The sequence below is a fragment of the Massilia sp. 2TAF26 genome (genome assembly GCF_052115005.1).
Lineage (GTDB): Bacteria > Pseudomonadota > Gammaproteobacteria > Burkholderiales > Burkholderiaceae_D > Telluria.
Map to the genome: position 1 here is coordinate 14,706 of NZ_JBFRFV010000004.1, position 20,801 is coordinate 35,506.

At 66.3% G+C, this 20,801-nt stretch carries 20 protein-coding genes; 13 read left to right on the forward strand and 7 right to left on the reverse strand.

Annotated features, from left to right (window positions below; translation table 11 throughout):
• Window positions 1-9: 9 nt before the first annotated feature.
• The 5 genes from ccsB to AB4Z32_RS05245 all read left to right on the forward strand — a co-directional run bounded on the left by ccsB (window position 10) and on the right by AB4Z32_RS05245 (window position 3,530).
• On the forward strand, window positions 10-1,182 hold the full coding sequence (gene ccsB / locus AB4Z32_RS05225) for a c-type cytochrome biogenesis protein CcsB (protein ID WP_441934860.1): 1,173 nt from the start codon (window positions 10-12) through the stop codon (window positions 1,180-1,182).
• Between the two features lie 121 nt (window positions 1,183-1,303).
• Window positions 1,304-2,284, forward strand: coding sequence for a protein-methionine-sulfoxide reductase catalytic subunit MsrP (gene msrP / locus AB4Z32_RS05230; protein WP_441934861.1), 981 nt, complete (start codon window positions 1,304-1,306; stop codon window positions 2,282-2,284).
• Window positions 2,285-2,294: 10 nt separating this feature from the next.
• Window positions 2,295-2,969, forward strand: coding sequence for a sulfite oxidase heme-binding subunit YedZ (locus AB4Z32_RS05235; protein ID WP_441934862.1), 675 nt, complete (start codon window positions 2,295-2,297; stop codon window positions 2,967-2,969).
• A gap of 4 nt (window positions 2,970-2,973) precedes the next feature.
• Window positions 2,974-3,159, forward strand: coding sequence for a hypothetical protein (locus AB4Z32_RS05240; protein ID WP_441934863.1), 186 nt, complete (start codon window positions 2,974-2,976; stop codon window positions 3,157-3,159).
• Between the two features lie 74 nt (window positions 3,160-3,233).
• Complete coding sequence (locus tag AB4Z32_RS05245; RefSeq protein ID WP_441934864.1) at window positions 3,234-3,530, forward strand: hypothetical protein; 297 nt, start codon at window positions 3,234-3,236, stop codon at window positions 3,528-3,530.
• A gap of 3 nt (window positions 3,531-3,533) precedes the next feature.
• On the opposite strand, the gene AB4Z32_RS05250 is transcribed toward AB4Z32_RS05245, so the two are convergent.
• Window positions 3,534-4,325 (reverse strand): NIPSNAP family protein, encoded by a 792-nt coding sequence (locus AB4Z32_RS05250; protein ID WP_441934865.1) that lies wholly within the window; start codon window positions 4,323-4,325, stop codon window positions 3,534-3,536.
• Complete coding sequence (locus AB4Z32_RS05255; protein ID WP_441934866.1) at window positions 4,322-4,945, reverse strand: LysE family translocator; 624 nt, start codon at window positions 4,943-4,945, stop codon at window positions 4,322-4,324. Before AB4Z32_RS05255 ends, AB4Z32_RS05250 begins: the two co-directional genes overlap by 4 nt.
• Window positions 4,946-5,002: 57 nt before the next feature.
• On the opposite strand from AB4Z32_RS05255, the gene AB4Z32_RS05260 reads away from it, so the two are divergent.
• Window positions 5,003-5,956, forward strand: a complete 954-nt coding sequence (locus AB4Z32_RS05260) for a helix-turn-helix transcriptional regulator (RefSeq protein ID WP_441934867.1) — start codon at window positions 5,003-5,005, stop codon at window positions 5,954-5,956.
• Between the two features lie 106 nt (window positions 5,957-6,062).
• On the opposite strand, the gene lysA is transcribed toward AB4Z32_RS05260, so the two are convergent.
• Complete coding sequence (lysA, locus tag AB4Z32_RS05265; protein ID WP_441934868.1) at window positions 6,063-7,337, reverse strand: diaminopimelate decarboxylase; 1,275 nt, start codon at window positions 7,335-7,337, stop codon at window positions 6,063-6,065.
• A 2-nt stretch (window positions 7,338-7,339) separates the two neighbouring features.
• On the reverse strand, window positions 7,340-7,591 hold the full coding sequence (gene lptM, locus AB4Z32_RS05270; protein ID WP_441934869.1) for an LPS translocon maturation chaperone LptM: 252 nt from the start codon (window positions 7,589-7,591) through the stop codon (window positions 7,340-7,342).
• Window positions 7,592-7,632: 41 nt separating this feature from the next.
• Here lptM and cyaY point away from each other — a divergent pair, with 41 nt between their 5' ends.
• Complete coding sequence (gene cyaY / locus AB4Z32_RS05275; protein WP_441934870.1) at window positions 7,633-7,962, forward strand: iron donor protein CyaY; 330 nt, start codon at window positions 7,633-7,635, stop codon at window positions 7,960-7,962.
• On the opposite strand, the gene AB4Z32_RS05280 is transcribed toward cyaY, so the two are convergent.
• From AB4Z32_RS05280 to AB4Z32_RS05290, 3 genes are all read right to left on the reverse strand, one after another.
• Complete coding sequence (locus tag AB4Z32_RS05280; RefSeq protein WP_441934871.1) at window positions 7,949-9,463, reverse strand: hybrid sensor histidine kinase/response regulator; 1,515 nt, start codon at window positions 9,461-9,463, stop codon at window positions 7,949-7,951. The two genes, cyaY and AB4Z32_RS05280, sit on opposite strands and share 14 nt — an antisense overlap.
• Entirely contained in the window at window positions 9,463-10,965 is a 1,503-nt protein-coding gene (locus AB4Z32_RS05285; protein WP_441934872.1) for an ATPase domain-containing protein, read from the reverse strand. The genes AB4Z32_RS05280 and AB4Z32_RS05285 overlap by 1 nt, the downstream gene beginning before the upstream one ends.
• A 90-nt stretch (window positions 10,966-11,055) precedes the next feature.
• Complete coding sequence (locus AB4Z32_RS05290; protein ID WP_441934873.1) at window positions 11,056-13,410, reverse strand: penicillin-binding protein 1A; 2,355 nt, start codon at window positions 13,408-13,410, stop codon at window positions 11,056-11,058.
• Window positions 13,411-13,749: 339 nt separating this feature from the next.
• On the opposite strand from AB4Z32_RS05290, the gene AB4Z32_RS05295 reads away from it, so the two are divergent.
• The 6 genes from AB4Z32_RS05295 to AB4Z32_RS05320 are packed head-to-tail and all read left to right on the forward strand — an operon-like array spanning window position 13,750 to window position 20,787.
• Window positions 13,750-14,826: a pilus assembly protein PilM gene (locus tag AB4Z32_RS05295; RefSeq protein WP_441934874.1), complete on the forward strand. Its 1,077-nt coding sequence runs from the start codon at window positions 13,750-13,752 to the stop codon at window positions 14,824-14,826.
• Entirely contained in the window at window positions 14,826-15,434 is a 609-nt protein-coding gene (locus AB4Z32_RS05300) for a PilN domain-containing protein (protein WP_441934875.1), read from the forward strand. Before AB4Z32_RS05295 ends, AB4Z32_RS05300 begins: the two co-directional genes overlap by 1 nt.
• Entirely contained in the window at window positions 15,431-16,093 is a 663-nt protein-coding gene (locus AB4Z32_RS05305) for a type 4a pilus biogenesis protein PilO (RefSeq protein ID WP_441934876.1), read from the forward strand. The genes AB4Z32_RS05300 and AB4Z32_RS05305 overlap by 4 nt, the downstream gene beginning before the upstream one ends.
• Complete coding sequence (locus tag AB4Z32_RS05310) at window positions 16,090-16,638, forward strand: pilus assembly protein PilP (protein WP_441934877.1); 549 nt, start codon at window positions 16,090-16,092, stop codon at window positions 16,636-16,638. Before AB4Z32_RS05305 ends, AB4Z32_RS05310 begins: the two co-directional genes overlap by 4 nt.
• Complete coding sequence (gene pilQ, locus AB4Z32_RS05315) at window positions 16,635-18,770, forward strand: type IV pilus secretin PilQ (RefSeq protein WP_441934878.1); 2,136 nt, start codon at window positions 16,635-16,637, stop codon at window positions 18,768-18,770. The genes AB4Z32_RS05310 and pilQ overlap by 4 nt, the downstream gene beginning before the upstream one ends.
• 34 nt (window positions 18,771-18,804) lie before the next feature.
• The gene (locus AB4Z32_RS05320; RefSeq protein WP_441934879.1) at window positions 18,805-20,787 is read left to right on the forward strand and encodes an Ig-like domain-containing protein; all 1,983 of its coding nucleotides are present in this window, start codon (window positions 18,805-18,807) and stop codon (window positions 20,785-20,787) included.
• The last annotated feature ends 14 nt before the right edge of the window (window positions 20,788-20,801 follow it).

A 20,801-nucleotide genomic window follows, 5' to 3' on the forward strand; every position in this document is an offset into this window, starting at 1 on the left:
AGAGGACCTATGTCTCAAGCAACCCAACCACCCAGCACGCCTTCGCAGGCGGCATATACGCAGCCGCCGGGCTTCTTCAAGAGCCTGACCGTCATCGACTGGCTCTACGGCGCCGGCCTGATGGCGGCAGTGCTGTTCGCCCTGCAGCGTTTCGGCAGCTTCATGGACGTCTACGAGCAGGCGATCCTGGTGCTGGCGGCGCCCACCTTCGCCCTGCTGGGCTGGCACTGGAAGCCGGTGCGCTGGCTGATCCCGCTGATCGCCGTGCTGTCGCTGTGGGGCGTGTCGCTGTACGGCGGCTCGCTGGATGCCGCGAACCAGAAATTCTTCCTCAAGTACATGCTGTCGAGCCAGTCCGCGATCCTGTGGATGAGCGCCCTGTTCGTGTTCTCGACCGTGTTCTACTGGGGCGGCCTGATCGCCAGGTCGCCGTTCGGCGCCAGCGTCGGCTCGACCCTGTGCCGGGCCGCCGTGGTGCTGGGCTTCACCGGCATGATGGTGCGCTGGTACGAGTCCTACCTGATCGGCAGCGACGTCGGCCACATCCCGGTATCGAACCTGTACGAAGTCTTCATCCTGTTCTCGATGATCACGGCGCTGTTCTACCTGTACTACGAACAGCGCTACAAGACCCGTCAACTGGGGCCGTTCGTGCTGCTGGTGATCTCGGCCGCGGTCGGCTTCCTGCTGTGGTACACGGTGGCGCGCGACGCCGCCGAGATCCAGCCGCTGGTGCCGGCCCTGCAGAGCTGGTGGATGAAGATCCACGTGCCGGCCAACTTCATCGGCTACGGCACCTTCGCGCTGGCGGCCATGGTCGGCTGCGCTTACCTGCTCAAGTCGCACGGCATCCTGGCCGACCGCCTGCCTGCGCTCGAGGTGCTGGACGACGTCATGTACAAGTCGATCTCGGTCGGCTTCGCGTTCTTCACGGTGGCGACCATCCTGGGCGCGCTGTGGGCGGCCGAGGCCTGGGGCGGCTACTGGTCCTGGGACCCGAAGGAGACCTGGGCCCTGATCGTCTGGCTGAACTACGCGGCCTGGCTGCACATGCGCCTGATGTCCGGCCTGCGCGGCCGCCCGGCCGCCTGGTGGGCCCTGATCGGCCTGCTGGTCACCACCTTCGCCTTCCTGGGCGTGAACATGTTCCTGTCGGGCTTGCACTCCTACGGCAAGCTTTGAATGACAGTCCGATTACAAATCTGTCAGAAGGCTCTACGGTAACAGCTAACCGGGAACAGATGGTGTAAGGTTGATATGTCCGGCGCATGTCGTGCGCCGGACATGCTTAGTGGAGCCAGCCATGCTGATCAAACGAAACCCGAACGGTATCGACTTGCCGTTTCCTTCCGAAATTACGCCGCGCGAGGTCTATGAAGGCCGGCGCAAGTTCATCGCGCAGATCGCCGCCACCGCCGCGGTCGGCTCCTCGCTGTGGGAGCTCGCCAACCGCGAAGCCTTTGCGCAGGGCGCTCCCGCCGCCAAGCTGGCCGCCACCCGCAACGCCGCCTTCTCGACCACCGAAAAGCCGACCTCCTTCGAGGATGCGACCCACTACAACAACTTCTACGAATTCGGCACCGATAAATCCGACCCGGCCCAGAACGCCCATACGCTGCGCACCCGGCCGTGGACGGTGCAGATCGACGGCGAAGTCAAGAAGCCGCTCACCCTCGACATCGACCACCTCACCAGGCTGGCGCCGCTGGAAGAGCGCATCTACCGCCTGCGCTGCGTCGAAGGCTGGTCGATGGTGATTCCCTGGGTCGGCTACTCGCTGGCCAACCTGATCAGGCAGGTCGAGCCGAACGGCAATGCGAAATACGTGGAGTTCACCACCCTGGCCGACAAGCGCCAGATGCCCGGCGTCGGCAGCCGCGTGCTGGAATGGCCCTATGTGGAAGGCTTGCGCATGGACGAAGCCATGCATCCGCTGGCCCTGCTCACGGTGGGCATGTATGGCCAGGTGTTGCCGAACCAGAACGGCGCGCCGGTGCGCGTGATCGTGCCCTGGAAATACGGCTTCAAATCGGCCAAGTCGATCGTGCGCATCCGTTTCGTGCGCGACCAGCCGCGCACCGCCTGGAACACGGTGGCGCCCGAGGAATACGGTTTCTATTCGAACGTGAACCCGAACGTCGACCACCCGCGCTGGTCCCAGGCCAGCGAGCGCCGCATCGGCGAAGGCGGCTTCTTCGCGCCGAAGCGCAAGACCCTGATGTTCAACGGCTATGATCAGGTGGCTTCCCTGTATAGTGGGATGGACTTGAAGAAATTTTTCTGACCAAGGAACGATGACAGCCAACGCGACCCAAAGACCGGCCATCAAAAAGCCGTCTCTCGGCCCGACGCCCAAGCAGCTCGCCGCGCTCAAGGCCGTGGTGTTCGTGCTGGCGCTGCTGCCGTTCGCGCGCATCGTCTGGCTGACGGTTCGGCAGGTGCCGGTCGACCCGGTCGAGTTCGTGACCCACGGGACCGGCGACTGGGCCCTCTACCTGCTGTGCGCCACCCTGGCGATCACGCCGCTGCGCCGCTTCACGGGCTGGAACTGGCTGATCCGCCTGCGGCGCATGCTGGGCTTGTATGCCTTCTTCTATGCGCTGATGCACTTCCTCACCTTCCTGTGGGCCGACCACCGCTTCGACTTCGGCGCCATGTGGAAGGACGTGATCAAGCGCCCCTTCATCACGGTCGGCTTCATCGCCTTCGTGCTGCTGCTGCCGCTGGCCGCCACCAGCACCAACGCCATGATCAAGCGCCTCGGCCGGCGCTGGGCCCAGTTGCACCGCCTGATCTACCTGATCGCGCCGCTGGCGATCCTGCATTACTGGTGGATGAAGGCGGGCAAGCACAACTTCGAGCAGCCCATCGTCTGGGGCCTGGTCGTCGCCGTGCTGCTCGGCCTGCGCGTGGTCTGGAGCTGGAACCGCGCGCGCAGTCCCGCTCCCTCGCGATCGGTGGGTTCCTGACGTGATGAAGGGGCCTTCCGTCATCGGCCTGCTGCTGGCACTGGTGCTCGTGCTGGTGCTGGCCGCGTCGCGCTTCCGTACCGGCTCGTCGGTCGACCGCTGCCTGGTGCTGGACGGACGCTGGAACGAGCAGGCCGCCGCCTGTGCACGCCAGGCCTGGCCGGAAGACCGTTCCCGCGGAAGAGATTAAGAGTTACAAATCGGCGCTGCAAACCGTGCAATCTGACCTAGAATTCAGTAAGGATCGCACTTGAGGACGTCGACATGGACACCCGTACGAAAGGCGCGGCGAAACGCCTGATTCTTTCGCTGGCGGCCGCAAGCCTGTCGGGCTGCGTCTACGCGCCGCCGCCCTATGCCGCCTACGATGCCTACGGCTCGGCGCCGGTGGCGGCTTCTCCCTATTATTACCCCTACAGCTACGGCTACCCGACCTATGTCGGGCCGCCGCTCTCGCTCAGTTTCGGCTTTTACGAGCACAGCTACCGCGGCGGCTATCGCGGCGGCTGGGGCGGCGGGCGCGGCTGGGGAGGCCGCGGCGGCTGGGGTGGACGGCACTGAGCGCTAGCGTACCAGCGAACGCGGCGTCGGCGCGAGGCGCAGGGTTTGCGGCGCCCCTTCCATGCGCGCCGCGGCGGCCGCCTGCATGGCGCGCCAGCGCTGGTCCGCCGCCAGCGCCTTCAGGTGCCTGTCGTAGGCGTCCGCATCGTCGAAGGCGGCAAAGCTGACGAACACGTTTTCCTTTTCCCGCACCGGCAGGCGCTCGAAGGTATTCCTGCTCCTGTCCGTCACATACTGGGCGAGGATGCGCGCGCCGCGGCCTTCGAGCAGCGGCGCCATCTCGCGCCGGAACGCGGCGGCGAATTCCGCCAGTGTGTCTTCCCGCAAGTAATAGATCGTCGCGACCACCAGGCGGCTGGCGGCAATGTCTCCCCTGGCCGGGCGGGCCAGGCCGTCGAGGGCGAAGCCGCTGCCGGCGAAGGCCGGGTGCAGCAGCAGCACGTTGTCGTTATCGGCCAGGGTGGCGTTGGCCTGGTTCCGGTTGGCCTGCCATACGGGACCGTAGTAGAAGGCGGTAAGGGCGTCGTGGCGCTTCTGCATGTCCGCAAAACCGCGCACCCACACGAAACGGTCGGGGTCGGCGAGGTCGCGGAAGGTGGCGGCGATGCGCATGCCGGTGGCTTCCTGGCTTTCGATGAAGCGGTCCTCGAACAGGGAGATGAGTTCGTCGCGCTTGCCCGGGTACATCGTGTACTGGCGCAGCTCGACGATCGGGCAGCAATCCTGGGCGGCCATGGCGGCGGACGAGCTCAGCGCGCAGGCCAGCGCCGCGCCGGAAAGGATACGGCGGCTCATGCCTGCCACCCTTGCACGACGGTGACGATGCCGGTGCCGACCAGCAGCATGCCGACCGCGCGCGTGGCCAGCCCGCTGGCGCCGAGCGAGCCGCCGGCCCTTTGCGCCAGCAGGGCGACGCCGCCGTAGACGCCGGCCTGGGTGCCGGCCGTGATCAGACCCAGCGAGGTGGCCTGGGCCCAGATCGGTCCCTGGGCCGGCTTCAGGAATTGCGGGAAGATCGCCAGCATGAACACATAGGCCTTCGGGTTCAGCAGGCAGGTCGCCATCCCCTTCAGGAACACGGACGACGCCGGCTGCGCGGGGGCGTCGGCGCGCACCTCGAGCGTGGTGGCGCCGGCGCGCGCCAGGTTCCAGCCGATCCAGGCGATATAGGCCGCGCCGGCCACCAGCAGCACATTGAACAGCGCGGGCCACAGCCGCACGATGGCGGCCACGCCGAGCGCGCCCATCGCGATATGGCAGACGCCGCCCGCGACGATGCCGCCCACCGCGGCCAGGCCTGCGCCGCGCCCGCCGGTCAGGGCATTGGCCAGCACATAGGCCATATCGAGCCCGGGCAGGGCGATGATGCCGAATACAAGGACAAAATACAGCCAGAGCGTGCCGCTGCCGTTCATGTTCGCCTCCATGGTCAAAATGTCAGCGTAAGCGGTATATAGGTCATAATCGGTCCTATGTACCATCCGACCACCCGCGTTCTCGCCTTGCTCGAACTGCTGCAGACCCATGGCCGCATGAGCGGCGCCGAATTGGCGCCGCGCCTGGGCGTGGACCGCCGCACCCTGCGCCGCTACGTCGGCAAGCTGGAAGACATCGGCATCCCCATCACGGCCGAGCGCGGACGGGCGGGCGGCTATGCGCTGATGCCCGGCTTCAAGCTGCCGCCGATGATGTTCACCGAGGACGAAACCCTGGCGCTCTCGCTCGGCCTGCTCGCCGCGCGCGGACTCGGGCTGGCCGAGGCGGCGCCGGCGGTGGCCAGCGCCCAGGCCAAGCTGGAGCGCATCATGCCCGACCAGCTCAGGCGCCGCGTGCGCGCCGTCGACGAAACCGTCAAGCTCGATGCGGCGCGCGCGCTGGCGCCGGCCAACAACCAGCCGCTGGTGCTGCTGACCGGTGCGGCCCAGGCTTGCCGCCGGGTGCTGCTGCGCTACCGCGACCAGCACGGCAACGAGTCCGTGCGCCGCTTCGATCCCTATGGCGTGGCGCTGCGCCACGGGCGCTGGTACGCGGCCGGCATGTGCCATCTGCGGCAGGAGTTGCGCACCTTCAGGCTGGACCGGGTCGCGGGCGTGGAGCCGCTGGAGGAAGATTTCGAGCGGCCGCCCGGCTTCGATCCGATGGCCCACGTCGTGCGTTCCATCGCGACCCTGCCGCGCGCCTTTTCCATTGAAGTGCTTTTGAAGGCCGACCTGGCCTCGGTGCGGGCCCACCTGTTTGCCGAAGCGGGGGTATTGGAGGAAACGGCCGGCGGCGTGGTGGTGCGCGCCCAGTCCGACGAACTGGACTGGTTCGCGCGCCAGCTGGCCAGCATGCCCTTCGAGTTCGAGATCCGTCACCCTCCAGAGCTGAGGGCGGCGGTGGGGGACTGCGTCCGGCGCCTGCTGCGCTGCGCCGAGAGCACCTGACAAATCCTCCATGGCAGCGTTGCATCGTCTCGCCGTACTAGCGTACTGTCTTCGCGGTCCGCCGCTGCGGCGATGCGCCTTGCCCTGAAGGTTTTGTCAGGCGCTCTTATTTGACGATGGTTTCCAGCGCAAACAGCTCTTCCGGCGTCTCGCGGCGGCGGATCAAATGGACCTGGTCGCCGTCGACCAGCACCTCGGCCGCGCGGCCGCGGGTGTTGTAGTTCGAGGCCATCGTGAAGCCGTAGGCGCCGGCCGCCATCATCGCCAGCACGTCGCCCGGCTCGACCGCCAGGTCGCGGTCGCGCGCCAGCCAGTCGCCCGATTCGCAAACCGGGCCGACCAGGTCGTACTTCACGGTGCCGCCTGCGCGCGGGACCACCGGCTTGACGTCCATCCAGGCCTGGTACAGGGCCGGACGGGCCATGTCGTTCATGGCGGCGTCGATCACGCAGAAGTTCTTTTCCTCGCCCGGCTTCAGGAATTCCACCGACATCAGCAGCACGCCGGTATTGCCGACGATCGAGCGGCCCGGTTCGAAGATCACCTTGATCGGCTTGCCCTCGTACTTCTCGGCGCGCCAGGCGTCCACGCGCGCGAACACGCGCGACACGTAATCGCCGATCGCCACCGGGGCGTTGTCGCCGGTGCCGTAGTCGATACCGAGGCCGCCGCCGACGTCCAGGTGGTGCAAGTGGATGCCTTCACCGGCCAGGGTGTCGATCAGCTCGATCAGCTTGTCCAGCGCTTCCAGCAGCGGTGCGTCATCCAGCAGCTGCGAACCGATGTGGCAGTCGATGCCGACCACTTCCAGGTGCGGCAGGGACGCTGCGGTACGGTAGGTGTCGAGCGCGTCCGAGAAGGCCACGCCGAACTTGCTGGCCTTCAGGCCGGTGGCGATGTAGGGGTGGGTCTTGGGATCGACGTTCGGGTTCACGCGCAGCGACACCGGCGCGCGCTTGCCGCGGCGGCCCGCCACCTCGTTGATGCGGTGCAGTTCGGGGATCGATTCGACGTTGAAGCACAGGATGCCCTGGTCGAGCGCCAGCTCGATCTCGGCCACGGTCTTGCCCACGCCCGAGAAGATCACCTTGCCGGGATCGCCGCCGGCCGCGATCACGCGCAGTAGTTCGCCGCCGGAGACGATGTCGAAGCCGGCGCCTTCGCGCGCCAGGATGTCGAGGATGGCCAGGTTCGAATTCGCCTTCATCGCATAGCAGACCAGGGCATCGCGGCCCTTGGCCGGCGCCGCATAGCCGCGGAAGTTCTGCAGCAGCTGGGCCTTCGAATACACGTAGGTCGGGGTGCCGAAGCCTTGGGCGATGGCGGACAGGGGGACGCTTTCGGCGTGCAGGACGCCGTCTTGGAACGAGAAGTGCGACATGGTTACTGTTGGCTGGCCGGGGTGGGCGGGTTGGTGGCTTGGGTATTGTTGGCGTTCGATCCCGCGCTCGGCGTGGTCGTGCCGGCGGCCGGCGCCGGCGGCGTGGCGGTGGTGGCCGGAACCACGGCGGCCGGGGCCGGAGCGGCGGGGCGGGCCGGCGGCTTGGGCATGTAGAGCGGGCCGGGCTGGCCGCAGGCGGACAGCAGGACCAGCGTGGCCACAGCAAAGGCCGGGAGCGCAAATGGGGACTTCACGATTAGAATCACGGTTTGATTAGCAGACCTTGGAGTGTAGCATGACCGAAACCGAATTTTTGGACCTCGCCGAGTCCACCCTGAACGAGATCGAACTGGCCTTCGATCGCCTGTTCGAGCAGGACGTCGTTGACGTCGAATGCAAGCGCAGCGGCAATGTGCTTGAGATCGAATTCGTCGACAACGGTTCGAAAATCATCGTCAACAGCCAGGCCCCGCTGCAGGAGATGTGGGTGGCAGCGCGTGCCGGCGGCTTCCACTACAAGCGCGTCGGCGACGAATGGCGCAATACCCGCGACGACAGCGAGCTGTTCACCTCGCTGTCCGACTACGCCACCCAGCAGGGCGGGGCGCCGGTCAAATTGCGCTGAGGACGCCCAGCAGGGCTTCCATGTCCACCGGCTTGACGAAATGGTGGTCGAAGCCGGCGGCGCTGGTCCTGGCGCGGTCTGCATCCTGTCCATAGCCGGTGATGGCGATCAGGGTCGCCTGCGCCATCCGTGGCAATTGGCGCAGGCGCTGCGCCAGCTCGTTGCCGTCCATGTCCGGCAAGCCGATGTCGAGCAGGCAGGCGTCGAAGGGCTCCGCGGCGGCGGATGCCAGTGCCGCGTGGGCGCTCTGCACGACCACGACCCGGTAGCCGGCGGTTTCCAGGAACAGGCCGAGCATCTGGCCGGCATCGTCGTTATCGTCGACGACCAGCAGGCGCAGTCCATGGGTGTCGCTCGGCGCCTCGCCGTGCTGCGCAGGGGCGGCGCCGGCGCCGGGCGTCTCGACCCGCGGCAGGCTGACCGTGAAGCGGCTGCCCTTGCCGGCGCCCTCGCTGAACGCCGAGACCCTGCCGCCATGACGCGCCACCAGGTTCCGGACCAGCGCCAGGCCGATGCCGAGCCCGCCCTGGGAACGGTCGGAGCTGCGTTCAGCCTGTGCGAACAGGTCGAACACCCGGTCGAGCATCTCGGGGGCGATGCCGATGCCGTTGTCGGTGACGGTATAGTCAACGCTGTCGCTAGTGGCGTGCAGCGCCACCGCGATCTCGCCGCCCTCGGGCGTGTATTTCGCGGCGTTGTTCAGGATATTCGCGACCACCTGCACCAGGCGCTTCTGGTCGCCGTGCACGAAGGCGGTGTCGCGCGGCAACTGGATCGAGACGCGGTGCCGCCGGCTCTCGATCAGCGGGCGCACCTGCTCGACGGCGGCGGTGACGATCTGCCTGGCGTCCAGCAGGGTTTCGTCGAGCGTGACCAGGCCGCGCGATACCCGCGACAGGTCGAGCAGGTCGTCGATCAGGCCCGTCATGTGCTTCACCTGGCGCGCAATGATCTCGCTGGTCTGGCGGATCTTTTCGCGGTCGAGGTCGGGGATGCGGAGCAGGTCGGAGGCCGCGCGGATTGGCGCCAGCGGATTGCGCAGCTCATGCCCCAGCATGGCCAGGAACTCGTCCTTGCGCTGGTCGACTTCGCGCATCGCATACTGCCTGCGGCGGGCGCGCAGGGCCGACTGCGCGGCGCTCACCAGGGTCACGCCCTGCGCCGGACGCTCCAGCAGCGAGACATTGCCCAGTTCCAGGTAGCGGTGCTGCGGGCCGGGCGCCGCGGCGCCGCGCCGGCTCATGATCAGGACCGGCAGGTCGGACCAGTCCGGTTGGTGGTCGATGAAGTGCCTGAGGACGCGCACGAAGTCCGGCGTGACCGCTTCGTCGCCGACCAGCACCGCACCGGCGCCGCGCCCGAGTTCGTCGATCAGCTGGCCAGGCTGGGCGCACACGCCGCAGGCGATGCCGGCGCGCCCGAACAGCTCCTCGATCAGGCGCGCGTCCTTGCCCACCGGTGCATGGATCAGGATGCGCTCTTCGAGATCGTTGGCCTGCATCAGTTCGCAGAAGCGGGATCGTGCCGTCCGCCGTCCGGGTCCAGGATGGTCGGTACGCCCGTCAGGACACCCTGGAAATTCCTGAGCACGGCGCCGACGACGATGCCGTTTTGGGTGATGTCGAACTGCCGAAGCGTGGTCTCGTGCGCGCTRCCGCGCTTCTTGAACACGGAGATCGCCTTCTGGACGGCGCCCTGGGCTTCGAAATAACGCAGGATCAGGACATTGTCCGCCATGTAGCTGACATCCATTCCGGTCGACATGCTGCTGCCGACGATGCCCTGCTGGACACCGACCAGGAAGGTCGCCACCCCGCGCTGCCCCAGGTAGGTCAGCACTTCGTGCAAATGGGTCGACAGGAAACCGGCTTCCGGCATGGCGTTCATGTAGCCGTTCAGGCTGTCGATCACGATCACCCTGGCGCCCTGGTCCGCCGCGCCGCATACGGCATGGGTGAATTCGCCGGGCGACATCTCTGCCGGATCGATCTGGTGGACGTTCAGCAGGCCGGATTCGAAAGGCGTGTGCAGGTCGAGGCCGATGCCTTCGCTGCGGTTCAGCAGGGTATTGAAGGATTCCTCGAACAGGAACATGGCGGCGCGCTGGCCGCGGTCGGTCACCGCCTTCACGAACTGGATGGCGACGCTGGACTTGCCGGTGCCCGGCGGCCCCGACACGAGGGTGCTCGATCCTTCCTCGATCCCGCCGCCCAGCAGCTGGTCCAGCTTGGCAAGGCCGCTGCCGAGCTGGGCGCGCCGGCCGATCTCGCGCGACTCGGCGGCGACGATGCGCGGGTAGACCACCAGGCCGCCGGTGACGATCGAATAGTCGTGCGGGCCGCGCCGGAAGGCGACCCCGCGGTATTTCAGGACCCGCACCAGGCGCCGTTCGGCGCCGTACTCGGAATCGGTGTGCTGCAGCGAGATAACGCAATGGGCGATACTGCGCACCTGCTGGTCGCCCTTGAGCGAGGTCTTGTCGTCGAGTAGCAGGGCGGTGCAGGAACGCTTCGAGAAGTACTGCTTGAGCGCCAGCACATGGCGCCGGTAGCGCAAGGGAGTGCCCGACAGGAGCTGCAGCTCGGACAGCGAATCGAGCACGACCCTGCTCGGATTGAGCTTCTCGACCAGCCTGATGATCATGTTGTTGGTTTCGCCCAGCTCGACTTCGGACGGATCCATCACCGTGTACTGCTCGCTGGGGTCGAGCAGGCTTTCATCCGGTATCACTTCCTGGACGGAGATGCCGTCCAGCGACATGCCGTGCGTCTCGGCGACCGCGCGCAATTCGACTTCGGTCTCGGCCAGGGTGATGTACAGCACGGTCTCGCCGCGCGCCGCGCCTTCCGCCAGGAATTGCAGCGCGAGTGTCGTCTTGCCGGCGCCGGGATCGCCTTCGACCAGGTAGAGCCTGTCCCTGGTGAGGCCGCCGCCGAGGACGTTGTCGAGACCCGGGATGCCGGTCGAGATGAATGCGGTGCTGGAAGTGTTCTGGGTGCTCATGACAATGTCTTGCGCAGAGGGTGCCGCATTGTTCCTAAACCATCATGATTACATAGTTTTTGCAACAATACGTGCACCGTAGACCAGTCCTCAGAACAGCTCGTTCCTCACCGCGTCGCGGGTCTTCTGCTGGTCCGCCGGCGGCTGCGCGCCGACGTCCAGCGACTGCACGCCGGTACCCGGCGGGTTTTCCACGTAATAGTACTCGTCGCCATATTGCACCAGGCCGGCCGGCACCTGGCGCTCCGCCACCGGCACGTCCTTCAGCGCCTTCTGCATGAAGCCGATCCAGATCGGCAGCGCCAGGCCGCCGCCGGTTTCGCGGTTGCCCAGGTTGCGCGGCTGGTCGTAGCCCATCCAGGCGATGCCCACCAGGTGCGGCTGGTAGCCGGCGAACCAGGCGTCGATCGAGTCGTTGGTGGTGCCGGTCTTGCCCGCCAGGTCGGGGCGTTTCAGCATCTGCTGGGCCTTGGCGGCGGTGCCGAAGCGGGCCACGTCGCGCAGCATGCTGTCCATCAGGTAGGCATTGCGTTCGTCGATCACGCGGTTGGCGTCGACGCCGGCGCGTTCCGGACGCGCTTCCGACAGCACCTTGCCGTCCGCGTCCGTCACCTTCGAAATAATGTAGGGCATCACGCGGAAGCCGCCGTTCGCGAACACGGAATACGCGCCCGCCATCTGCAGCGGCGTGGTGGCGCCCGCACCCAGCGCCAGGGTCAGGTAGGGCGGGTTCTTGTCGGCGTCGAAGCCGAAGCGGGTCGCGTATTCCTGGCCGTAGCGGGCGCCGATCTTGTTCAGGATGCGGATCGAGATCATGTTCTTCGACTTCATCAGGCCGCGCCGCATCGTCATCGGGCCCTCGTACTTGCCGTCGTAGTTCTTCGGCTCCCAGGCCTGGCCGCCGGTCGAGCCGGCATCGAAGGAAATCGGAGCGTCGTTGATCAGGGTCGCCGGCGAGAAGCCGCGCTCCAGCGAGGCCGAATAGATGAAGGGCTTGAACGAGGAACCCGGCTGGCGCCAGGCCTGCGTGACGTGGTTGAACTTGCTGCGGTTGAAGTCGAAGCCGCCGATCAGGGCGCGGATCGCGCCGTCGTCCGGGCTCACCGCCACGAAGGCCGATTCCACCTGCGGCATCTGGGTGATGCTCCAGGCCGAGCCGCCGTCCTGGGTCACGCGGATCACGGCGCCGCGGCGCAGGCGGCGGGTCTCGGCCGCTTTCGGCGACAGCCATTCGCGCGCGAAGGCCAGGCCGGGTCCGGTGATCCTGATCTCTTCGCCGGAGGCCAGCACCGCCGTCACCTGGGTGGGTGAGGCCTGCTGCACGATGGCGGCGAGGATGTCGTCGGAATCGGGATGCTCGGCCAGCTCGGCCTCGATGGCTTCATCGGCCTCGGCCTTGGTTGAAGGGATCTCGATGTATTTTTCCGGGCCGCGGTAGGGGTGGCGGCGCTCGTAGTCCATCACGCCGCGGCGCAGCGCCAGGTAGGCGGCGTCCTGGTCGGCCTTGGTGATGGTGGTGAACACGTTCAGGCCGCGCGTATAGGTGTCTTCCTTGAACTGCTCGTAGACCAGCTGGCGCGCCATCTCGGCCACGTACTCGGCGTGCACGCCGAAGGCCGTGCTGTCGGTCTTGATCTTCAGTTCCTCGTTTTTCGCGGTCTCGTACTGCGCATCGGTGATGTAGCCGAGGTTGTGCATGCGCTGCAGGATGTACTGCTGGCGCAGGCGCGCGCGCTTCGGATTCACCACCGGGTTGTAGGCCGAGGGCGCCTTCGGCAGGCCGGCCAGCATGGCCGCTTCGGCCACCGTAATGTCCTTCAGGTCCTTGCCGAAGTAGATCTGGGCCGCCGACGAGAAGCCGAAGGCGCGCTGGCCCAGGTAGATCTGGTTCATGTAGACCTCGAGGATCTGGTCCTTGCTCAGGTTCTTCTCGATCTTCCAGGCCAGCAGGGCCTCATAAGCCTTGCGCTTCAGGGTCTGTTCCGACGACAGGAAGAAGTTGCGCGCCACCTGCTGGGTGATGGTCGAGGCGCCCTGGCGCGCGCCGCCGGTGGCGTTGTGCAGGGCCGCGCGCAGGATGCCCCAGTAGTCGACGCCGCCGTGCTCGTAGAAGCGGTCGTCCTCGATCGCCAGCACGGCCTTCTTCATCACGTCCGGGATGTCCTTGAAGTGCACCAGGGTGCGGCGCTCCTCGCCGAATTCGCCGATCAGGACGTTATCGGCGGTGAAGATCCTTAATGGCATCTTCGGCCGGTAGTCGGTCAGGGTATCGAGGGCGGGCAGGTTGGGGTAGGCCATCGCCAGCGCGAACACGACCACCAGCACGCCGCACACCGCCAGGCCGGACAGGGCCGCCAGCAGGGTCAGGACGATACGCTTCGGGCTGTGCTTGCTGGAAGGCGGCGGGGAGGGCGGGGGCGGCGCCCCGTTCGGAGATGCTTTCATGCGCATGAATGGTTCGCTGTGTTGATCAGATTCATTATAAGGCAGGGGCGATATCGAAACACTGCTGGTCAAGTCGATAACAGGTGTGTAAACGGTGACAATATTGATCTACGACAGGGAAAAACCAACTGTCGTTTTCCTGCTTCGGACCAAAGTGTTCCCATGTAGAAATATCTTGTCTGAGGTCATCCTTATTGCTACGATTTAACACAGTGCCTTCAGTATGCACATAAATAAGGCGCACTAAGTCGCTGGTTTTTCTAAACAAATAATTCCCCAACGCGGGCGTTCAATAGCCGTTCTTCAGGAACGCAAAGAAGCAAAGAGGGAGCAACGCTCGTGATCAGTCTAGGTTCCTTGTTCGGACAGTCCAACCCGCCCTTGATCGGGATCGACATCAGTACGTCCGGCGTGCGACTGGTGGAGCTGGCGGACGCCGGCAAGGGTGCGCTGCGGCTGGAGCGCTATGCTTCCGAGCCGTTGCCGCGCGGTACCGTGGTCGACGGTAACATCGAGAATATCGAAGCCGTATCGGAAGCGGTGCTGCGCGTCTGGAAGAAGAGCGGCAGCAGGGTCAGGCATGTCGCGCTCGGCATGCCGCCGGCCGCCGTCATCACCAAGAAAATCATCCTGCCCGCGGGCCTGGCCGAAGACCAGCTCGAAGTGCAGGTGGAGTCCGAGGCCAGCCAGTATATCCCGTTTGCATTGGACGAGGTCAGCCTGGACTTCGACGTCATCGGCGCGGCGCCGAACTCGCCGGAAGACATGGAAGTGATGCTGGCGGCGGCGCGCCGCGAGAAGGTCGAGGACCGGGTCGCGATCGCCGAGGCGGCCGGCCTCACCGCCACCGTGATGGACATCGAATCGTATGCGGCGCGTTCGGCGGCCCAGCGCGCGATCGAAGAGGAGGGCGGCGCCAGGGAGGGGCAGATCGTGGCCCTGTTCCAGATCGGCGCCCAGGCCACCCATATCTCGGTGCTGCAGAACGGCGAGACCATCTACGAACGCGAACAGCCCTTCGGCGGCATCCAGCTGACCCAGGACATCGTGCGCGCCTACGGCCTGTCCTTCGAGGAGGCGGAAGCGCGCAAGAAGGCCGGCGACCTGCCGGATAACTACGGCGCCGACCTGCTGACGCCCTTCCTGGAAAACGCCGCGCTGGAAATCACGCGCGCGATCCAGTTCTTCTTCACCTCGACCCCGTACACCCGCATCGACCAGATCTACCTGGCCGGCGGCTGCGCACAGGTGGCCGGCCTGCCCGACATCATCGCCAGCCGCACCCGGATCAGCTGCAGCGTGATCTCGCCGTTCAAGGGCATGCAGCTGGCGCCCTCGGTGCGCGAACAGCAGCTGCGTCACGAAGCGCCGGCCTACCTGGTCGCCTGCGGCCTGGCACTGCGGAGGTTTGGCTGATGATCCGGATTAACCTGCTTCCCCACCGGGAAGCGAAACGCAAGCAGAAGCAGGCGGCGTTTGCCGCGCTGCTGGCCCTCGGCGGCGTGCTCGGCGGGGCCCTGGTGCTGATGGTGGGCGGCTATAACGCCAGCGTCATCGCCACGCAGAACCAGCGCAACGAGGTGCTCAAGCAGGCCAACGCGGAACTCGACGTCAAGATCAAGAAGATCGCCAACCTGAAGTCCGAGATCGAGGCGCTGAAGGCGCGCCAGCAGGCGGTCGAAGACCTGCAGGGCGACCGCAACCAGCCGGTCTACCTGCTCGACGAACTGGTGCGCCAGACGCCGGAAGGGGTCTACCTGAAGAGCTTCAAGCAGGATGGCCAGAAGGTGCTGCTGACGGGCGTGGCGCAGTCGCAGGAACGGGTCGCCGAACTGCTGCGCAACCTGTCGGGCAATTCGCCGTGGCTGGAGCGCCCGGAACTGGCCGAGGTGCGCGCCGCCACCCTGGCCCAGAGCAAGACCGGACGCAAGGTCGTCGAATTCACGCTGAACGTGTCGATCAAGCGCGTGCGTGAAAAAGAAGAGATCGCCAAAGAGAACGCGAAGCCGGGACCGAAAAAATGAACATCGATCTGAAACAGCTGGGTGCCGACATCGCCTCCCAGTTCGAAGGCCTGCAGGGCCGCCATCCCGGCCTGTGGCCGCTGGCGCCGCGCCTGCTGTGCGCGGCCGGCGTGATGGCCGCCGCGATCGGCCTCGGCTACTTCTTCTACTGGAGCGGCCAGTTCGAGGAGCAGCAGGCCCTGGCCGCGCAGGAGCAGACCCTGCGCGACGCCTACAAGGCCAAGATGGCGCAGGCGATCAACCTGGACGCGCTCGAAGCCCAGCAGCAGCAGGTCAACCGCTACGTTGAACGCCTCGAGAAGCAGTTGCCGAGCAAGGCCGAGATGGCGGCCCTGCTGTCGGACATCAACCAGGCGGGCCTCGGCCGCGGCCTGCAGTTCGAGCTGTTCCGGCCGGGCCAGGCGGTGGTGAAGGATTACTATGCCGAGCAGCCGATCGACATCAAGGTTACCGGCAGCTACCACGACATCGGCGAATTCGCCGCCGACGTGGCGAAGATGCCGCGCATCGTCACCCTGAACAACCTGGCGCTCAGCACCGGCAAGGACGGCATGCTGTCGCTCGACGCCATCGCCAAGACCTTCCGCTACCTCGACCAGGACGAGCTGGACGCGCAATCGAAGGCCAGGAAGAAAAAGAAGAAGGAGGCCAAGGCGTGAGCGGGTACATGATGAAGCGGGCCGGCGCCCTGGCGGCTGCGGCGCTGCTGCTGGCCGGCTGCGGCGACAGCGACGTCAAGGAAGTGCGCGACTGGATGGACCAGGTCAAGCACGACACCCGGCCGGCCGTGAAGCCGCTGGCCGAACCGAAGGATTTCATCCCCTTCGCCTACGGCGACAGGGAAGCGGTGGATCCCTTCAATCCGAACAAGCTGCTGAACCAGCTGGCCAAGGCGGCGGAGACGTCGCCGGACCCGAACAAGCCCGACCTGAAGCGCCCGCGCGAACTGCTCGAGAACTTCCCGCTCGACACCATGCGCATGGTGGGCACGATGCAGAAGGGCGGCGCGAACTATGCGCTGCTGCAGGTCGACCGCGCGGTCTACCAGGTCCGCGCCGGCCAGCGCATCGGCCAGAATTTCGGCATCGTCACCCGCGTGGGCGACGACGCCATCAATATCCGTGAAGTGGTGCAGGACGCTGCCGGCGAGTGGGTCGAGCGCATCGCGAAGCTTGAGCTGCAAAGCAAGGAGAATCATAAATGACCCGACTTGGAAGCATCGCCCTCGGCCTGGTGCTGGCCTTCGGCGCCGGCAGCGTCTTCGCACAGGACAACGCGATCGAATCGATCAGCGCCAACCAGCAAGGCAATAACGTCGTCATCAACGTGGCGATGAAGGAGGCCCCGGCCAGGTTGCCGATCGGCTTTTCGATCACCAACCCGGCGCGCATCGCGCTCGATTTCGGCTCTACCGCCAACGCCACCGGCAGGAGCGCCCAGGACATCAACCTGGGCGACGTGCGCGGCGTGAACGTGGTGCAGGCCGGTGAGCGCACCCGCCTGGTGCTGAACCTGAAGCGTCCGCTGAGCTATGCCGCCGCGATCTACGGCAAGTCGGTGATCCTGACCGTCGAAGGCTCGGGCGGCGTGGCGCAGGCGGTCAACGCGGCCGGCCTGCCGGCCCATCCGGCGGCCCCGGCGGCGGTGCGCCAGAACCTGCGCGACCTCGATTTCCGCCGCGGCGCCAATGGCGAAGGCCGCATCGTGGTCGACCTGCCGAACAGCCAGGTGCCGGTGGACGTGCGCCAGGCCGGCAACCAGATCACGGTCGACTTCCTGCGCACCGGCCTGCCGGCCACGCTGCGCCGCCGCCTCGACGTGACCGATTTCGGCACCCCGGTCACGAAGATCACCACCACGCCGCAAGGCGAGAACGTGCGCATGACGATCGACGCCCAGGGCAACTGGGAACAGAGCGTGTACCAGAGCGACACCCAGCTGGTCATCGACGTCAAGCCGGTCAAGGAAGACCCGAACCGCCTGGCCCAGGGAGCGCAGGGCTACAAGGGCGAGAAGATCTCGTTCAACTTCCAGAACGTCGAAGTGCGCGCCGCCCTGCAGGCGGTGGCCGACATCTCGGGCCTGAACATCATCGCCAGCGATTCCGTCAGCGGCAGCCTGACCCTGCAGCTGAAGCAGGTGCCGTGGGACCAGGCGCTGGACGTGATCATGCAGGCCAAGGGCCTCGACATGCGCAAGAACGGCAACGTGCTGTGGATCGCGCCGAAGGAAGAGATGCTGACCAAGGAAAAGCTGGAGCTCGAGCAGAAGGCCCAGATCGCCGACCTCGAGCCGCTGCGCTCCGAGATCTTCCAGCTGAACTACCAGAAGGCCGAAGCCTTCCGCACCGTGTTCGGCCTGGATGGGGGCGGCGCTGCCGGCGCCAGCAACCGCGTGCTGTCGAAGCGCGGCAGCGCCACCATCGATCCGCGCACCAACCAGGTGTTCGTGACCGACATCGCGTCCAGGCTGGAAGAGGTGCGCAAGCTGATCCAGAAGGTCGACATCCCGACCAAGCAGGTGCTGGTCGAGGCGCGCCTGGTCGAGGCCAACGACGGCTTCTCGCGCAACCTCGGCGCCAAGCTGGGCTTCGCCGACATGCGCACCATCCGCGGCGGCGACTCCGGCTACCAGGTCAGCGGCAACCAGCGCGTGGCGGTCGGCGGCAACCTGAACGGCATCGGCCAGACCACCGGTCAGCTGGCCCTGACCAGCGATTCCTACAACAACACCCAGCTGGTCAACCTGCCGGCGGCGCCGATCAACGGCGTCAATGCGCCGACCATCGCCTTCTCGCTGTTCTCGTCGGCGGCCAACCGCTTCCTGAACCTGGAGCTGTCGGCGCTGGAAGCGGACGGCAAGGGCAAGATCATCTCCAGCCCGCGCGTGGTCACCGAGGACAACGTGGCGGCCGTGATCGAGCAGGGCGTCGAGCTGCCGTACCAGCAGGCCACCAGCAGCGGCGCGACCTCGGTCACCTTCAAGAAGGCCAACCTGCGCCTGGAAGTGACGCCGCAGGTCACGCCGGACGGCAACGTGGTGCTGGAAGTCGACGTCAACAAGGATTCGAAAGGCGAGAGCACCGCCTCCGGCTTCGCCATCAACACCCAGCACGTGAAGACCAAGGTGATGGTCGAGAACGGCGGCACCGTGGTGCTCGGCGGTATCTACCAGCAGACCGAGACCTCGAACGACTCCAAGGTGCCGCTGTTCGGCGACCTGCCGGTGGTCGGCTACCTGTTCAAGACCACGGCGCGCTCGACCTCGAAGACCGAGTTGCTGGTATTCATCACCCCGAAGATCGTGACCGAGCACCTGCAGAACGCGGCACACTGAACCAGTCAACACAATCGACAAGAAGAAGGCAGACATGAGCAATACCAACATCGCGCGCCGCGGCGCGCCCGTCGCCACCGCGCTGCTGATGGCGCTGGTACTGAGCGCCTGCGGCGGTGGCGGCGGCAGTCCTGGCGCCGTGACCGGCGGCGGCAGCGGTTCCACCGGCAGCGGCAGCGGCGGCACCGGCACCGGCGGCACCACCGTGACCGCCAGCCCGAGCGTGAGCGTGGGCTTTACCGGCGCCGGCGGCGCCGCATCGAACGCCCTGTCGAGCGCGACCCCGCTGACGGTCAAGGCGACCGTGCTCGACGCAAACAAGAAGCCGGTGCCGAACGCGATCGTCACCTTCGCCACCGACAATAGCCTGGCGGTATTCTCGCCCTCGTCGGGCACCGCGCTGACCGACGTGAACGGCGTCGCCAGCGTCACCATGCGTCCCGCCAGCGCAGCCTCGGGCGGCGCCGGCACCGTCACCGCCACCAGCACCGTGGCCGGCAGCGCCGTGACGGGCAACTCCAACTTCTCGGTCGGCGCCACCGCGCTGTCCTTCGGCGCCCTGAGCGCTTCCTCCGCCTCCATCCAGGCCTACGAATCGACCGACCTGTCGGTGAGCGTGATGAGCGGCGGCGCCGCCTACACCGCGCAGCCGGTCAACGTGAGCTTCAGGTCGGACTGTGCCGACAAGGGCAAGGCGACCCTGGCCGCCACCGTGGCGACCAACAACGGCGTCGCCAAGACCGTCTACCGCGACAAGGGCTGCGGCACCAGCGATGTGATCACCGTGTCGGCGGACGGCATCTCCACCCAGTCCACGCTGTCGCTGACGATCGCGCCGCCGCGCGCGGCCTCCGTGCAGTTCGCATCGGCATCGCCGACCAGCCAGTCGCTGGTGGTCCAGGGGCAGGGCGGCATCAACCGTACCGAAACCGCGCTGCTCACCTTCAAGGTGGTCGATACCTTCGGCAACCCGCTGGCCGGCCAGCAGGTCACCTTCCAGCGTTACCCGGACACTGCCGACGTCACGATCAACAAGCTCAGCGATACCACCGACGCCAGCGGCAACGTCGTGACCACCGTGAATTCGGGCTCGACCGCCACCTCGTTCAAGGTGCGCGCCACCTTGCCGAACACGGGCGCCAACGGCAATCCGGATATCTCGACCCTGTCGGACTCGATCGTCGTGACCACCGGCAAGCCGGTGCAGCGCGCGTTCTCGATCGCGACCGACAAGTTCAATTTCGAAGGCTGGAATGTCCAGAGTTCGCCGACCAATCCGGCCGCCACGGTCTCGGTCAGCCTGGGCGACGCCTTCTCCAACCCGGTGCCGGACGGTACCCCGGTGGTCTTCCAGACCAACCTGGGCATCATCGGCACGTCCGACAAGGGCGGCTGCAACACCACCAACGGCACTTGCGCGGTGCCGCTGCGCGCCCAGGCGCCGTTCACCGCCACCCCCGGCGTGCCGGCCACGGCATGCAACAGCATCACGCCCGACAGCACCCGTGCCGGCCTGGCGACGATCTGCGCCAGCACCACCGACGGCACCAACTTCCTGACTGCGCGGACCGCGGTGTTCTTCAGCGGCGGCACGGCCATCAACACCTTCATGAACGGCAGCAGGGTCTCGTTCAATGCACTGACGCCGAATGACCTCGGATCGATCAGCGCCAGCGCCACCAAGGTGTTCCAGCTGCAGTTCAATGACGTGAACTTCAACCCCTTGCCGGCAGGCAGTACGGTGGCGATCACGAGCATGCTCAACGGTAACGCGGCGGCGGTCCAGCCGGCCACCGTGCCGAACATCGCGCCGCATAGCAGCAGCAACGTGGACGATCCGAGCGGGATCGCGGTCGGCGGCAACCAGGGCTCGACCCACACCTTCAGTATTTCGGGCTCGAATCCGACCAACTGCACGACCACCGTACAGTCCTCGTTCAACGTCACCGTCACCACGCCGGCGCCGTTCAATACGGTAACGACCATTCCTTTTAAACTCACGTTCACCTGCCCGTAATACAATGCACTGAA

Excerpts from the sequence above, each read along its gene's own strand:
- AB4Z32_RS05240 (WP_441934863.1), top strand. The coding sequence starts at position 2,974 with ATGAAGGGGCCTTCCGTCATCGGCCTGCTGCTGGCACTGGTGCTCGTG.
- AB4Z32_RS05255 (WP_441934866.1), bottom strand. The coding sequence starts at position 4,945 with ATGAACGGCAGCGGCACGCTCTGGCTGTATTTTGTCCTTGTATTCGGC.
- AB4Z32_RS05235 (WP_441934862.1), top strand. The coding sequence starts at position 2,295 with ATGACAGCCAACGCGACCCAAAGACCGGCCATCAAAAAGCCGTCTCTC.
- pilQ (WP_441934878.1), top strand. The coding sequence starts at position 16,635 with ATGACCCGACTTGGAAGCATCGCCCTCGGCCTGGTGCTGGCCTTCGGC.
- AB4Z32_RS05290 (WP_441934873.1), bottom strand. The coding sequence starts at position 13,410 with ATGAAAGCATCTCCGAACGGGGCGCCGCCCCCGCCCTCCCCGCCGCCT.
- AB4Z32_RS05320 (WP_441934879.1), top strand. The coding sequence starts at position 18,805 with ATGAGCAATACCAACATCGCGCGCCGCGGCGCGCCCGTCGCCACCGCG.
- AB4Z32_RS05245 (WP_441934864.1), top strand. The coding sequence starts at position 3,234 with ATGGACACCCGTACGAAAGGCGCGGCGAAACGCCTGATTCTTTCGCTG.
- lysA (WP_441934868.1), bottom strand. The coding sequence starts at position 7,337 with ATGTCGCACTTCTCGTTCCAAGACGGCGTCCTGCACGCCGAAAGCGTC.
- msrP (WP_441934861.1), top strand. The coding sequence starts at position 1,304 with ATGCTGATCAAACGAAACCCGAACGGTATCGACTTGCCGTTTCCTTCC.
- ccsB (WP_441934860.1), top strand. The coding sequence starts at position 10 with ATGTCTCAAGCAACCCAACCACCCAGCACGCCTTCGCAGGCGGCATAT.
- AB4Z32_RS05305 (WP_441934876.1), top strand. The coding sequence starts at position 15,431 with ATGAACATCGATCTGAAACAGCTGGGTGCCGACATCGCCTCCCAGTTC.
- AB4Z32_RS05300 (WP_441934875.1), top strand. The coding sequence starts at position 14,826 with ATGATCCGGATTAACCTGCTTCCCCACCGGGAAGCGAAACGCAAGCAG.
- AB4Z32_RS05250 (WP_441934865.1), bottom strand. The coding sequence starts at position 4,325 with ATGAGCCGCCGTATCCTTTCCGGCGCGGCGCTGGCCTGCGCGCTGAGC.
- AB4Z32_RS05280 (WP_441934871.1), bottom strand. The coding sequence starts at position 9,463 with ATGCAGGCCAACGATCTCGAAGAGCGCATCCTGATCCATGCACCGGTG.
- cyaY (WP_441934870.1), top strand. The coding sequence starts at position 7,633 with ATGACCGAAACCGAATTTTTGGACCTCGCCGAGTCCACCCTGAACGAG.
- AB4Z32_RS05260 (WP_441934867.1), top strand. The coding sequence starts at position 5,003 with ATGTACCATCCGACCACCCGCGTTCTCGCCTTGCTCGAACTGCTGCAG.